Annotated in this window: 9 protein-coding genes; 7 read left to right on the forward strand and 2 right to left on the reverse strand. The window is 35.8% G+C overall.

Translation table 11 applies throughout. The annotated features are described in order from the left end of the window. Positions 1-28 precede the first annotated feature (28 nt). Positions 29-3,724, forward strand: coding sequence for a phosphoribosylformylglycinamidine synthase (gene purL, locus G3A46_RS08490; RefSeq protein ID WP_165148749.1), 3,696 nt, complete (start codon positions 29-31; stop codon positions 3,722-3,724). Between the two features lie 105 nt (positions 3,725-3,829). On the opposite strand, the gene G3A46_RS08495 is transcribed toward purL, so the two are convergent. Beyond that, positions 3,830-6,658: a pitrilysin family protein gene (locus tag G3A46_RS08495; protein ID WP_165148752.1), complete on the reverse strand. Its 2,829-nt coding sequence runs from the start codon at positions 6,656-6,658 to the stop codon at positions 3,830-3,832. Between the two features lie 250 nt (positions 6,659-6,908). On the opposite strand from G3A46_RS08495, the gene G3A46_RS08500 reads away from it, so the two are divergent. From G3A46_RS08500 to G3A46_RS08510, 3 genes are all read left to right on the forward strand, one after another. Continuing rightward, positions 6,909-8,690, forward strand: coding sequence for a long-chain fatty acid--CoA ligase (locus tag G3A46_RS08500; RefSeq protein WP_165148755.1), 1,782 nt, complete (start codon positions 6,909-6,911; stop codon positions 8,688-8,690). 138 nt (positions 8,691-8,828) lie between these two features. Next, a complete protein-coding gene (locus G3A46_RS08505) occupies positions 8,829-9,155 on the forward strand; it encodes a multidrug efflux SMR transporter (protein WP_165148758.1) in 327 nt (108 codons plus the stop codon). A gap of 244 nt (positions 9,156-9,399) precedes the next feature. Then, positions 9,400-9,924, forward strand: coding sequence for a DUF488 domain-containing protein (locus G3A46_RS08510; protein ID WP_165148761.1), 525 nt, complete (start codon positions 9,400-9,402; stop codon positions 9,922-9,924). Between the two features lie 4 nt (positions 9,925-9,928). Here the strand turns inward: G3A46_RS08510 and G3A46_RS08515 are convergent, their stop codons facing one another. Then, on the reverse strand, positions 9,929-11,407 hold the full coding sequence (locus tag G3A46_RS08515) for a polysaccharide deacetylase family protein (protein ID WP_165148764.1): 1,479 nt from the start codon (positions 11,405-11,407) through the stop codon (positions 9,929-9,931). Between the two features lie 473 nt (positions 11,408-11,880). Between G3A46_RS08515 and G3A46_RS08520 the strand changes: the two genes are divergently transcribed. The 3 genes from G3A46_RS08520 to G3A46_RS08530 all read left to right on the forward strand — a co-directional run bounded on the left by G3A46_RS08520 (position 11,881) and on the right by G3A46_RS08530 (position 15,301). Then, on the forward strand, positions 11,881-12,333 hold the full coding sequence (locus G3A46_RS08520) for a MarR family transcriptional regulator (RefSeq protein WP_139856415.1): 453 nt from the start codon (positions 11,881-11,883) through the stop codon (positions 12,331-12,333). An 83-nt stretch (positions 12,334-12,416) separates the two neighbouring features. Beyond that, complete coding sequence (locus tag G3A46_RS08525; RefSeq protein WP_165148767.1) at positions 12,417-14,825, forward strand: 3-hydroxyacyl-CoA dehydrogenase/enoyl-CoA hydratase family protein; 2,409 nt, start codon at positions 12,417-12,419, stop codon at positions 14,823-14,825. 116 nt (positions 14,826-14,941) lie between these two features. Continuing rightward, positions 14,942-15,301: a four helix bundle protein gene (locus tag G3A46_RS08530; protein WP_165148770.1), complete on the forward strand. Its 360-nt coding sequence runs from the start codon at positions 14,942-14,944 to the stop codon at positions 15,299-15,301. Positions 15,302-15,314 lie beyond the last annotated feature (13 nt).

Consider the following 15,314-nt stretch of genomic DNA (forward strand, 5'->3'; position numbering starts at 1 on the left):
TAACTTTGCAGCTTCAAAATAAAAATAGATGATTCACTTTTTTGGTAACGTAGAAAACACTGTTTTTGCAGTTCAAACCCACGGAATAATTTCAGAAGAAAATACTAAAAAGCTGGAATGGCTTTTTGGCAATCAGGCTAAGCTAGAGGAATCCGTCCTGTCCACAAACACGTCGGATTTTTTTGTTGGTCCTCGCGCAGCTATGATTACTCCTTGGAGTACTAATGCCGTTGAAATCACCCAAAATATGGGGATTGAAGGCGTAATTCGTATAGAGGAATTTCACAACAGTTCAGTTGTAAAAGAGGCTTTCGACCCTATGATTTCTCAAAAATTTCAGGAACTAAATCAAGAGGTTTTTGATATTAATGTGCAACCTGAACCAATTTTAGAAATTGAAAATATTTCTGAATACAATGAAAAAGAAGGTTTAGCGCTAAATGCTGAAGAAGTTGAATACCTTGAAAACTTATCAAAAAAGATAGGTAGAAAGCTTACCGATAGTGAGGTTTTTGGTTTCAGCCAAGTAAATAGTGAGCATTGCCGTCATAAAATTTTCAACGGTGTATTTGAAATAGATGGAAAAGAAATGCCTTCTTCCCTATTCAAACTTATTAAAAAGACCTCATCAGAAAACCCGAACGATATTGTTTCTGCATATAAAGATAACGTAGCTTTTATAAAAGGACCTAAAGTAAAACAATGGGCTCCAAAAAGTGCAGATAAGCCAGATTGGTACGAAGAAAAAGATTTCGACAGTGTTATTTCATTAAAAGCTGAAACGCACAACTTCCCAACTACAGTAGAGCCTTTTAACGGTGCTGCAACTGGAAGTGGTGGTGAAATCCGCGATCGTTTGGCAGGAGGAAAAGGTTCTTTACCGCTTGCTGGAACAGCGGTTTATATGACTTCTTATTCACGTTTGAACGAAGAAAAGCCTTGGGAAAAAGGAATGAAAGAACGCGATTGGCTTTACCAAACGCCTTTAGATATTTTAATTAAAGCTAGTAATGGAGCTTCCGATTTTGGAAACAAATTCGGTCAGCCATTAATCGCTGGATCTGTTCTTACTTTCGAACACGAAGAAGACGCTCGTAAATTAGGTTTCGATAAAGTGATTATGCTTGCTGGTGGTATCGGTTACGGAAAAGCAAGTCAAGCAATAAAAGACAAGCCTCAAGAAGGTGATAAAATTGTAATCTTAGGTGGTGATAACTACCGAATTGGAATGGGTGGTGCTGCAGTTTCATCGGCAGATACAGGTGAATTTAGCAGCGGAATTGAACTTAACGCAATTCAACGTAGTAACCCAGAAATGCAAAAACGCGCTGCCAATGCCATTCGAGCAATGGTAGAAAGCGACCACAACCCAATTGTTTCTATTCACGATCACGGTGCAGGTGGACACTTAAACTGTTTAAGTGAATTAGTTGAAGAAACAGGTGGAAAAATTGACTTAAACAAACTTCCTATTGGTGACCCTACTCTTTCTGACAAAGAAATAATGGGGAATGAAAGCCAAGAGCGAATGGGCTTAGTTATTGGTGATAAAGACATTCAAAACCTTAAAAGAGTTGCAGACCGCGAACGCTCTCCTATGTACGAAGTAGGGAAAGTTACAGGCGACCAACGTTTCTGTTTTGAAAACAAAGACGGCAAAAAACCTATGGATTTTGCTCTTGAAGACATGTTTGGTAGCTCACCAAAAACAATAATGAAAGACAAAACCGTAAATAGAAACTATAAAAACTCTGTTTACGAAGCTTCAAAAATAAAAGAATACGTTACACAAGTTCTTCAATTAGAAGCTGTAGCTTGTAAAGATTGGCTTACCAATAAAGTTGACCGTTGTGTAACTGGTCGTGTTGCAAAACAACAAACCGTAGGACAATTACAATTACCATTAAACAACTGCGGTGTAATGGCTTTAGATTATCAAGGTAAAGAGGGTGTAGCCACTTCTATTGGGCATTCTCCATTAACAGCCTTAATAGACCCCGCTGCAGGATCGCGTAATGCTATTACCGAGTCTCTAACCAATATTGTTTGGGCTCCATTAAAAGATGGTTTAAAAAGTGTTTCACTTTCAGCCAATTGGATGTGGCCTTGTAATAACGAAGGAGAAGACGCAAGACTATACGAAGCTGTTAAAGCTGTTTCAGATTTTTCAATTGATTTAGGAATCAACGTTCCAACCGGAAAAGATTCACTTTCAATGAAGCAGAAATACAAAAACGAAGAGGTTATTTCTCCAGGAACTGTAATTATTTCTGCTGCAGGAAACTGTAACGATATTCAAAAAGTAGTTGAGCCTGTTCTTCAGAACGGTGGTGGTAGTATTTACTATATCAATGTATCTCAAGACAACTTTAAACTAGGCGGATCTTCTTTTGGACAAATTTTAAACGCTATCGGAAACGAAGCGCCAAATGTAAAAAGTGCTGAATACGTAAAAACCGTTTTCAATACGTTACAAGATCTCATTAAAGAAGGTAAAATTCTTGCTGGACACGATGTTGCTTCAGGTGGATTGATTACTACTTTATTAGAAATGTGCTTTGCCAACGTTAATCTTGGAGCAGATTTAGATCTTTCAAACTTAGGTGAAAGTGATATGGTAAAAGTTCTTTTTGCTGAAAACGCAGGACTTGTAATTCAAGCTTCTGAAGATACTTCAGTTGAAAAACTTCTATCTGAAAATAATATCGATTTCAAAAAGATTGGAACTGTTACAACTAATGAAACACTAACCATTAAAAATAACAGCGAAGAACTTTCATTCAGCATTCCTGAAATGCGTGATGCTTGGTATGAAACTTCATATTTATTAGACAGAAATCAAAGCGGTTCAGAACTAGCTAAAGAACGTTTTGACAATTATAAGAATCAGCCATTAAAGTTTGTGTTTCCCAAGAATTTCACAGGCAACCTCTCGACTACGCTCGAGGAGACAATGTCAGGTCGAGCGCAGTCGAGACCCAAGGCAGCTGTAATCCGTGAAAAAGGAAGTAACAGTGAGCGCGAAATGGCTTATATGATGCACTTGGCAGGATTTGATGTAAAAGATGTGCATATGACCGACCTTATTGAAGGTCGGGAAGATCTTGAGGATATAAAATTCTTAGTTGCTGTTGGTGGATTTAGTAACAGTGATGTTTTAGGAAGTGCTAAAGGTTGGGCTGGAGCTTTCCTTTACAACGAAAAAGCGAATAAAGCATTAAAGAATTTCTTTGCTAAAGACGATACATTATCCTTAGGTGTTTGTAACGGATGCCAGTTATTTGTGGAGTTAGGATTACTTAATCCTGAAGATGAAGAAAAACCAAAAATGCTTCATAACGATACCAATAAATTTGAATGTGTGTTTACTTCTGTAAAAATTCAGGAGAATAATTCTGTGATGTTATCTTCAATGGCAGGAAGTACATTAGGAATATGGTCGGCTCACGGGGAAGGGAAGTTCAGTTTCCCAAAAGAGGAAAGCCACTACAATATTGTTGCAAAATACGGTTATGATAAATTGCCATCAAATCCGAACGGAAGTGATTTCAACACTGCAATGATGACTGATAAAACAGGTCGCCATTTAGTAATGATGCCTCACTTAGAGCGTTCTACTTTTCCTTGGAACTGGGCATACTACCCACAAGATAGAAAGGATGACAAAGTTTCTCCTTGGGTTGAAGCCTTAGTTAATGCAAGAAAATGGATTGAAAAGAAGTAGATCTATTCTATAGATAATAAAAAACCGTTTACAGAAAATTTGTAAACGGTTTTTTTATTTATGAAAGTAACTACGAGTTATTTTCTCGTAGTTATCAATTTCTAATTACTTATTCAAAAGCACTGGTTTTCCTAACCCTAGTTGGTCCAGTTTACCCAATTGAGTTGCTGCATCGCCAACTATCACATATATCATTTTATCTGGACGAATGTATTTTTCAGCTAATGCTTTAACTTCTTCTACGGTCAAGGCTTTAACGGTTGCTTCGCGTTGTTTTGCATAATCAACTGGATAGTTGTAGTTGCTAATATTTGAAAGCATAGACAACTTGCTGTTTAATGTTTCAAAAGCTCTTGCTCCACTTTTTAGCATATAGCCTTTGGTAATTTCCAAATCATTTTCATTGAAATTCTTACCATAGTTTTCTAAAATATCTTTTATCAAGGCTGTGGACTCATAGGTAACGTTAGAGCGAACACCACTGCTTATCATAAACGTCCCTTCAATACTTGTACCTGTAAATCCAGAGCGAACACCATAAGTGTAACCCTTACCTTCGCGTAATTCTTGCGTAAGTTGCGACGCAAAACCACCACCGCCTAATCGGTAATTCATTAAGCTAGCAGGATAAAAATCGGCGTGTGTAGCAGCTATAGCCGGGTAACCAAAATTAAGAACAGATTGTTTCGCTCCTGGAAAATCATAAAAATAAATTTTTGAAGTTTCAGGGTATTTAATATCAGCTATTTCAGGAAACAACACTTCTTTTGACGCCCATTTATCATTTAATGACGTTAACGAGCGTGAAACCTCAGCTTGTGACACAGCACCCACTACATGAAATTTAGTAATGTTTGGTGAGAAATATGTGTTGTAATATGTTTTTAAATCATCTAAAGTAATAGCCTCTACAGACTCCTTAGTTCCGAAATTATCGTGCGATAAGATATTGTTTTCACCGTAAATTAACTTGTCAAATTCAATACCTGCAATACTATTTGGATTTGCTTTCTGACGTTCAATTTGACTTAAAACACTTTGCTTTTGAAGTTCAAATTCCTTTTCATCCCATCTTGGCTGAAGTAGAATTTCTTCAATAAGACTCATCGTTTTATCATAATTCTTAGCCAATGTATTTCCATAAATCATAATAGCTTCTTTTGTAGCTACAGTATTTATAGATGCCCCGAGACTTTCAATTGCATTTTCTAGTTCTTCAGGAGTTTTTGTAGCAGTTCCTTGAGTCATTAGACCTGCTAGTAAATTTGAAACACCAATTTTTTCTGAATTTTCTAAAAGCATTCCGCCATCAAGTTGAATTCTGTACTGCACCAAAGGCACTTCATTGTTTTCAATTCCAAATAATTTAATACCTGAAGACAATTCGTCTTTCCATACTTCTGGAACTTTCACATCTGGACTTTCACCATAAGGAGGCTCCACACTTCTGTCAAAACTTGAAGGTGTTTTTTCATATTCCGCAACTACGCTTGAATCAAAACTTTCTTCAGCACCTTCAACAATTGGCTCTTCCACTACATCTGCTAATTTAGAATCTGTTAGGGCTAGTGCTTTCTGGTTTTTAGGAACAAAGCTTGTTGCCACATAATTCTTACCTTTAATATATTGGTTGTAAACTCGCATTACATCATCAGGCGTAACTGCAAGTATATTTTTCACATCTTGATTTACAAATCCAGGATCCCCAGCAAATATTTCATATTGAGCTAACTGAAATCCCTTTCCTAGCACACTTGAAAGTCCTTGATAAAAAGCAGTTTCCTGCCCTGCTTTAATTCTATCTAAATCGGCTTCAGAAATCCCTTCAGCTTCAAACTTTTTTAATCCTTCTTCAATTCCATTTAATACGTCTTGTAAGCTTGTATCTGGAAACGCTGTAACCTGCATCATAAACTGACCAGCAATTTCAGAGTTGTATTGATAACTATCCACTTCGTCGGTTAGCTTCATATTTTCTACTAGCGTTTGGTATAAAGGTGCTTTTTTACCTTTTGCTAAATAGGTTGCCAAAACCTCTAGGGCATACGAATCTGGATGATACTGGTAAACCCCTGGCCAAGTAAGCGTTAATTGAGGTACACGGGCAAAATTATCTTCGTAATACAGCTTTTTAGTTTCAGAAAGCGTAACAGGTTGCTTTTCCATTTTAGGAATATCCTCGCCGCGTTTAATTTCACTAAAATATTTATCAACCCATTTTTTTGCTTGATCAACATCAATATCTCCAGCAATGGTAAGCGTTACGTTGTTAGGAACATACCAACGGTTATAGAAATCTTTTACATCCTGAAGGGTTGCATTTTGAAGATCTTCCAAAGACCCGATTACCTCCCAACTATAAGGATGCCCTTCTGGATAAAGGTTTTTATGAATTACGTAAAAATTATGACCGTAAGGAGCATTATCAACTCTTTGGCGTTTTTCATTTTTCACCACTTGCTTTTCTTTTGCCAAGACTGGTTCTGTAACTGTATTGATAAAGAAACCAAGTTTATCAGCTTCGGCCCAAATCATTTTTTCTAAAGCGTCTTTCGGCACTGTTTGGAAATAATTTGTTCTATCTCTACTAGTAGAACCATTTGCGCCAGAGCCTCCAATACGAGCACTCAATTTATCAAGTCCGCCTTTTCCAAGGTTTTCTGATTCTAAGAAAAGTAAATGTTCGAATAAATGTGCAAAACCAGTTCTCCCTTCAATTTCCCTAGCTGAACCTACGTGACTTGTTAAAGCTATTGCAACCACAGGGTCTGAACGGTCTATATGAAAGATAACTTGTAAACCGTTATCTAGAGTGTATTTTTCAAAATCGACTTTAAATTCCTTGTCTTCAGAAACTTTTTCTTGAGAATTATCGCAGGAAATAAAAAGTGTTAAACAAAATAAATTAAGAGCTAAATATTTAAAAAGCTTCATAGTTCAATAAATTAGAATTTGTGAGATATCAATCGTAGTTGGTTAAATTATCTCGGCGATTAGTATTAAAATAGATTCAGTTTTTATGTTGTAAAAATTTGAAATAACTTAGCAAACAAAGATTCCGCTAAGATAGTAATAAACCCACTGCTTCGATTTATAGAATTTTTAATAATTATATTACTTTAGAAATAGTGAATATGGAATATCGAATAATTTCACTATTTTGCACATACAATAATTCTACACTATGACTGATCCAAAAAGACTTTTTGATTTCCCATATTATCAACTTAAACAGTACCCTCAAGAAAATGCTCTTGTTACTAAATATAATGGAGTATGGAAATCAACTTCTACACAAGAATATATCGATAAAGCAAATGCAATAAGCCGTGCTTTAATAAAAATGGGAGTTCAACCAAATGACAAGGTTGCGCTTATTTCTTCTACGAACAGAACAGAATGGAACATATGCGATATCGGTATTATGCAAACTGGGGCGCAAGATGTTCCAATTTATCCAACTATTTCTGAAGATGAATATGAATACGTTTTAAATCATAGTGAATCTGTTTATTGTTTTGTTTCAGATGAAGAGGTATACAACAAGGTAATGGCCATAAAAAACAATGTTCCTAAACTGAAAGAAGTCTATACTTTTAATGACGTTAAAGGAGCAAAAAATTGGTCGGAAGTACTTGAAGCAGGAAAAGATGAAAGCAATCAAGATGAATTAGATAAAAGAAAGGCGGCAATTGACGAAAATGATCTTGCTACCTTAATATATACTTCTGGAACTACAGGAAAACCTAAAGGTGTAATGCTTTCTCACAAAAATATTGCGAGTAATGCTAAATTTAGTTCGGAGCGTCTTCCTATTGTAATGGGAAAATCTAAAGGACTTAGCTTTTTACCCGTATGTCACGTTTACGAAAGAATGTTACACTATATGTATCAGTATTGTGGTGTAGAACTATATTTTGCTGAATCGCTTGAAACGATTAGTGAAAACTTAAATGAAGTAAAACCAGAGGTAATGACGGCTGTTCCTCGTGTACTTGAAAAAGTTTACGATAAGATTTACGCCAAAGGAACTGAACTAACTGGAATTAAAAAGAAATTATTCTTCTGGGCTATAGACCTTGGATTAAAATATGAACCGTACGGGGAGAATGGCTGGTGGTACGAATCACAACTTAAACTTGCTAACAAGTTAATCTTCAGTAAATGGAGAGAAGCTTTAGGAGGTAATATCAAGGCTATTGCTTCAGGTAGTGCTCCATTACAACCAAGACTTGCACGTGTGTTTAACGCTGCTCAAATTCCGGTAATGGAGGGTTACGGACTTACCGAAACTTCTCCTGTAGTTGCAGTAAACGATATGCGAAACAATGGGTTTAAAATTGGTACCGTTGGTAGACCATTAAGTGAAACTGAAGTAAAAATCGCCGAAGATGGTGAAATTCTAGTTAAAGGCCCTCAAGTAATGTTGGGGTATTTTAAAAATGAAGAAGAAACAGAAAAGGTAATGGAAGGTGGGTACTTCCATACTGGAGATATAGGTGAAATTGATAGCGAAGGATTCCTTAAGATTACCGACCGTAAAAAGGAAATGTTCAAAACGAGTGGTGGGAAATATATAGCGCCACAAATTATTGAAAACGAAATGAAACAATCTCGTTTCATTGAACAAATAATGGTGATTGGTGAAGGTGAAAAAATGCCTGCAGCCTTAATTCAGCCCGACTTTGATTTTATTCGAGAATGGGGGAAACTGAAAAATCACAACCTTCCTGCAGACAATAAGGACTTGGTAAATAACAAAGAAGTAATTGCTCGTATTCAAGAAGAAGTAGATCTTTTTAATGAGCGTTTCGGAAAGTGGGAAAGAGTGAAAAGGTTCGAAATGACTCCCGATGTTTGGAGCATTGAAGACGGACAGCTAACACCTACCATGAAGATGAAGCGTAAAGTTATTAAAGCGCAGTATAAAGATCTTTATGATAAAATCTATGAACATACTTCATAAGTTTATTTTCTAAATATTCGAGTTTAAACACTCTCTAAATCTGACAAAGTTTATCGTAACTCATTAGTGATAATAATGATTGATAAACTTTGTCAGACTTTTTTTAATACATTTGATTTTATTAACTCATCGTACAATATGAATTGGATCCTACTTATAATAGGTGGTCTATTTGAGGTTGGTTTTGCGGCTTGCTTAGGAAAAGTAAATGAAACTACAGGACTAGAATCTAGGCTTTGGTTTCTTGGCTTTCTAGTTAGTTTAGCTATAAGTATGTTTCTACTTATTCAAGCAACGAAAACCTTACCTATTGGAACAGCCTATGCCGTTTGGACTGGAATTGGAGCAGTGGGAACTGTACTTGTAGGCATCTTCTATTTTAACGAACCCGCTACATTCTGGCGTGTATTTTTCCTTTCTACTTTAATACTATCTATTGTAGGATTAAAGTTTGTAGCGAATTAAACTTACACCTCAATTTACAAAAGTAACAACCTGCCAATGTCTTCGAAAACCCAACCTGCAAGGCGTCGCCGAAGGCCTCTGTGTAGGTCTTAAATGCCACCTAAACAGAAAAACATCCTGTTATCGCATCCATTCTAACCATAAACCCATCGGCACTACCCTAATAAACTTACGTTAAACCGATTGTTTTCCTTCTTCCCTCCTTCTCTATTTCTTACATTTAATAGTAATCTATTTTATAAAAATGAATACTATTTGGACCATCGGACACTCAACCCGTACGTTCGACGAATTTTTAAAATTGTTGCAATCCTTCAATATAAAATCTCTCGTCGATGTTCGGCATTATCCTAGTTCTCGAAAATTTCCACAATTTAATAAGGACAGTTTAGAAAAATCACTTCCCGAAAACAACATAGAATACACGCATCTCATAGATTTAGGCGGACGTAGAAAACCAAATCCCAATTCCAAAAACGATGCTTGGCGATTAGATTCTTTTAAAGGATATGCAGATTATATGGCAACCGAAGAGTTTAAACAAGCTCTTAACACTCTAAAAGAAATTGCCGCAGAAAAGCAGACAGCAATAATGTGTGCCGAAGCTGTTTGGTGGAGCTGTCACCGCTCATTAATTTCCGATATCTTAAAAGTTGATGGATGGGAAGTACTACATATAATGAGCGAAAACAAAGCTACCGAACATCCCTACACTGCTCCAGCAAGAATAGTGGATGGAAAACTGAATTACTCAAAGAAAGATCAATAATTAATTATTGTCTTCGGTTATAGGTTTTACCATTTACAAGTTCTTTCCCTGCAAATAGGTTGTCTATAGTAACTAGGTGATATCCTTTTGATTTAAGATTAGAAATCACTTCTGGCATTGCTTCAACGGTTGTTTTATGAATATCGTGAGCCAAAACAATTCCATTTATATTCGCTTCACTTATTCTTTGTGCGACAGTTTCGGCATTGCGGTCTTTCCAATCCAGTGGATCTAAATTCCACAAGATGATTGGCATATTCACTTTGTTTTTTACAATGTCGTTAAACGAACCGTAAGGAGGACGCATAACATTCACTTCTTCTCCTGTGATATTTGAAATCACATCATTGGTTTTAATTATCTGGTTTACTATTTCTTCATCAGACAGTTTTTTTAAATCCTTATGATCCCAACTGTGATTTCCTATCTGATGTCCTTCCTTATAAGCTCTTAATAAAGTGTTTTTTTGAACTTTAGCCGATTTTCCTAACACAAAAAATGTGGCCTTCACATCATGCTTTTTAAGAATATCTAAAAGTTGCGTTGTGTGCGTTGCAGGTCCATCGTCAAAAGTAATTGCTATACAAGGCTCCTTACTGCAGTCAATCTTATATGTTTTTGGAGAAGATTGGTCGGTATCAATTGATGTAGTGGATGTATCCTCTTCTTGTGTTTGTGGTTGAATGTGAAAAATATATTGATACTCTTCGGCCACTAAGTGTTTATATGATTCTGGAGCAAGTTTAATTTCTATATTTCCATGATTCCCCGAAGCAACTTGATACTTATCAAAATATATTGTCAAGTTTCCCGATTCATCCCAGCTAAAAGCATGATAGTTTTTATCGTTTGCTTTTGTACCCTCGTCAATCATTTCTTGACTATTTTTCCAAAGTGCTTTTTTATCATCATCAGTAAGCTCTTCCATTGATCTTATTCTATCTCTTAAAATCTCACTTGTTTTCGATTTAACAACTTCAGCTAGTTTATCAAAGTTATCCTGTGGAGAAAAGATAGTTGAGAATTCAAGTTTCTTTTTTTCTTTTATGTCATATATATGAGTGAAGTATTGAGAATTATAATTGTTTCCGTATGAAGTGTAACGCTCAATTAAAAAAGCTATAATAGAAGGTGTGCTTTCTATAATTTCAAAATGCTGACCAAAATCTAGTCCTGCAACTGCGTCTTCATTTACATCCTTAGCTGCGTCTTTAAATTCGGTTAAATACGACTGCGCAAATTCCTCTTCATTTTTATTAATGAAATCATACACCGTACTTGGATAAGACAAGTGAAACTTATTTTTATCGTTTGAAGTATCCGAGCCTATCTGAATATTTTTTACTTGAATACTATCTGTTAAGTTCTCTACACTTTCTTCAAGGGTTACGGTTGAAGGCTTTTGAGTTTCATCCTTTTTAGAATTGTCTTTACAGCTATAGATAATTGCTGAAAGCATGAATACGTATAATATTTTTTTCATAATTCTTAATCTATTTGCGTTAGGACTTAAAGTCTATATAATATCCATTTAAAAATCAAGATTCAAAATTATATCATTTCGTTAAACTGATTCTAGCTCTTTATTAAATCTTAACACACTAATGCAGCTATAATGTTTTCACGGAATAATTTCAATTGAATTGAATCCAGTACTATGTGATTATTAAATACCAGAATCCGAAAAAATATTGTTGAAGATCTTTATTGTTTTTTAATTCACCTATATATAAGTACTTGTTTTAATAATTCCTACCAAGACAAAAAACAAAAGCCCTAAATCGGCTCTCGAGGGATTTTGCAGCTGCCATTTTATGAATGAAAAGGATACATTTTAAGCTATAAAATTGTACCGAGGCACTCACTCACAACTTATTATAAAAAAACTACTAAATTTACTATGCGTGCATAATAAATTTTTGTATCTTTGGTATTATACTTTTTTCAATATCCTCAATGCAAGAAAAAACAAAAGAGAAAACCATAGATTATGTTTTGCGTTCCACTTGGATGAATGTTACTAAAATGTACAATGAGGAAGCAGGAAAAAAAGGGAGTACTATGGCAACTGGGTTTGCTTTAATAAGTATTGATCCTGAGAATGGCACCCCAAGTACTGCTTTAGGTCCAAAGATGGGAATGGAAGCTACAAGTCTTTCACGCACTTTAAAAGCAATGGAATCAAAAGGACTAATTGAACGAAAACCAAATCCAGAAGATGGACGTGGGGTTTTAATTCATCTAACTCCTTTTGGTAAAGAAATGCGAAGTTTTTCAAAAGATGTAGTCTTCGGCTTTGATAAAGCTGTAAGAGAAAATGTTTCAGAAGAAGATTTACAGACTTTTAGGAAAGTGGCAAAAACAATTAACGACTTAATTAGCTCCAAAAAGGTCTATGATTCAGTTTAAAATCAAAAAAATAAATAATTCCGAATTAAGACTTCAGTTTTCTTAATTCAGAAATCATAATTCATAACTCATAATTTAAAGAGATGTCAAAAAGAAGAATTAACAAAGTAGCGGTAATCGGTTCCGGAATTATGGGAAGCGGTATAGCTTGCCATTTCGCCAATATTGGTGTAGAGGTGCTATTGCTCGATATTGTTCCGCGTGAGCTTAATGATGCCGAAAAGAAAAAAGGGCTTACTCTAGAAGATAAAGTGGTAAGAAACAGAATTGTAAACACAGAATTACAGAAAGCCATTAAAAGCAACCCTGCCCCACTCTATCACAAAGATTTTGCAAAACGTATTACTACAGGAAACTTAGAAGATGATATTGCTAAGGTAAAAACTGCCGATTGGATTATTGAAGTAGTAGTAGAACGTCTAGACATTAAGAAACAAGTTTTCGAGAATCTAGATAAGCACAGAAAACCAGGAACCCTTATTACTTCAAACACTTCTGGTATTCCTATTAAGTTTATGAGCGAAGGACGTAGTGAAGATTTCCAAAAGCATTTCTGCGGAACTCACTTTTTTAACCCACCACGTTACTTGAAACTTTTTGAAATCATCCCAGGACCTAAAACTTCACCTGAAGTGTTAGAATTCTTAAATGGTTACGGTGAAAAGTTCCTTGGAAAAACTACGGTAGTAGCCAAAGACACTCCTGCATTTATTGGAAACAGAATTGGAATCTTCGGAATTCAAAGTCTTTTCCACCAAGTGAAAGAAATGGGACTTACCGTTGAAGAGGTTGATAAACTAACCGGTCCAGTAATTGGTCGTCCAAAATCGGCTACTTTTAGAACTGTTGACGTTGTTGGTCTTGATACTTTAGTACACGTTGCTAAAGGTATTCACGAGAATGTTCCAGAAGACGAAGAACACGGTATCTTCCAAATTCCAGGTTTTATCGACACCATGATGGAAAAGAAATGGCTTGGAAGTAAAAGCGGACAAGGTTTCTATAAAAAAGTAAAAGACGAAAAAGGGAATAGTGAAATTCTTTCATTAGACCTTGACACTCTAGAATACAGAAAAAGTAAAAAAGCATCTTTTGCAACTCTAGAAAAAACGAAATCGGTTGGTACTGTAACCGATCGTTTCCCAATTCTTATTGCAGGGGAAGATAGAGCTGGTGAATTCTATCGCAAGAACTTCGCAGCAATGTTTGCTTATGTTTCAAAAAGAATTCCTGAAATCACCGACGAACTTTACAAGATTGACGATGCTATGAAAGCAGGTTTCGGATGGGACAATGGTCCTTTCGAAATTTGGGATGCCGTAGGTGTTAAAAAAGGAATTGAATTAATTAAAGATTTAGGAAAAGAACCAGCAGCTTGGGTAAACGAAATGCTTGAAGCTGGTGTAGATTCTTTCTATACCGTAAAAGAAGGGAATACCTATTACTACGATATCCCTCAGAAAAAACACTTAAAAGTACCTGGTCAGGATTCATTTATTATTCTAGACAACATTCGTAAGACTTCAGAAGTTTTCAAAAACAGCGGTGTTGTAGTTGAAGATCTTGGCGATGGGATTTTAAATGTGGAATTCACTAGTAAAATGAACGCTGTTGGTGGCGATGTTTTAGCTGGAATTAATAAAGCGATAGACATTGCTGAAAAAGACTTCGACGGTTTGGTAGTTGCCAATCAAGGGAAAAACTTCTCTGTTGGTGCCAATATCGGGATGATCTTTATGATGGCTGTAGAACAAGAATACGACGAATTGAATGCTGCTGTTAAGTATTTCCAAGATACAAGCATGCGCCTTCGTTACTCTTCTATTCCAGTAGTAGTTGCACCACACGGAATGACCTTAGGGGGTGGATGTGAATTTACACTTCACGCCGATAAAGTTGTTGCCGCTGCAGAGAGTTATATTGGTTTAGTAGAATTTGGCGTTGGGGTGATTCCTGGCGGTGGAGGTTCTAAAGAAATGGCACTTAGAGCAAGCGATACTTTCAAAAAAGGAGATGTTGAGCTTAACCGACTTCAAGATTACTTCTTGACTATTGGAATGGCAAAGGTATCTACTTCAGCTTATGAAGCCTTTGACACTGGAATTCTTCAGAAAGGAAAAGACATTGTGGTTGTAAACCAAAGCCGACAAATTGCTGCAGCAAAAGCAACTGCACGTTTTATGGCTGATCAAGGATATACAAAACCAATTCCAAGAACAGATATTAAAGTACTCGGAAAGCAAGCAATGGGAATGTTCCTTGTTGGAACCGACCAAATGTACGCTGGAAAATACATTAGTGAGCACGATAAGAAGATTGCAAACAAACTGGCATACGTTATGGCAGGTGGTGATTTAAGTGAAGCGAGCTATGTAAGCGAGCAATACTTGCTAGATCTTGAAAGAGAAGCATTCTTAAGTTTAACCGGAGAAAGAAAAACCCTAGAAAGATTGCAGCACATGATTCAGAAGGGGAAACCGCTTAGAAATTAGATACTAGACTTGAGATGTGAGACTTGAGACTTGAGACAAAGTAATTAATTATCAGCTAAATAGTTATTTTTATTAAAATCTTAAATCACATGTCTAACCTCTAAAATCTAAGTATCATGCACAATTTCCAAGAGTTAAAAATCTGGCAAAAATCGATGGATATAACGGAACAGATTTATCGGATAACAGCTGAATTTCCTAAGGAAGAAAAATATGGTTTAACAAGCCAAGTTAGACGAAGTGCAGTTTCAATACCATCAAATATTGCTGAAGGAGCAGGAAGAAGTACTAATGGAGAGTTTAAAAACTTTTTAGGTATTGCCAACGGCTCATCAAATGAATTGTTTACACAACTAGTTCTATCCCACCGGCTTGAATTAGTTTCAGAAAATACAGTTAAACCTATTTTAAATGAATTAATTGAGATACAAAAAATGAATTATGCTTTGATACTGAAATTTTCAAAGAAAATTTAAAAAGTCTTATATC

Source organism: Aequorivita sp. KMM 9714 (assembly GCF_011065475.1).
Lineage (GTDB): Bacteria > Bacteroidota > Bacteroidia > Flavobacteriales > Flavobacteriaceae > Aequorivita > Aequorivita sinensis.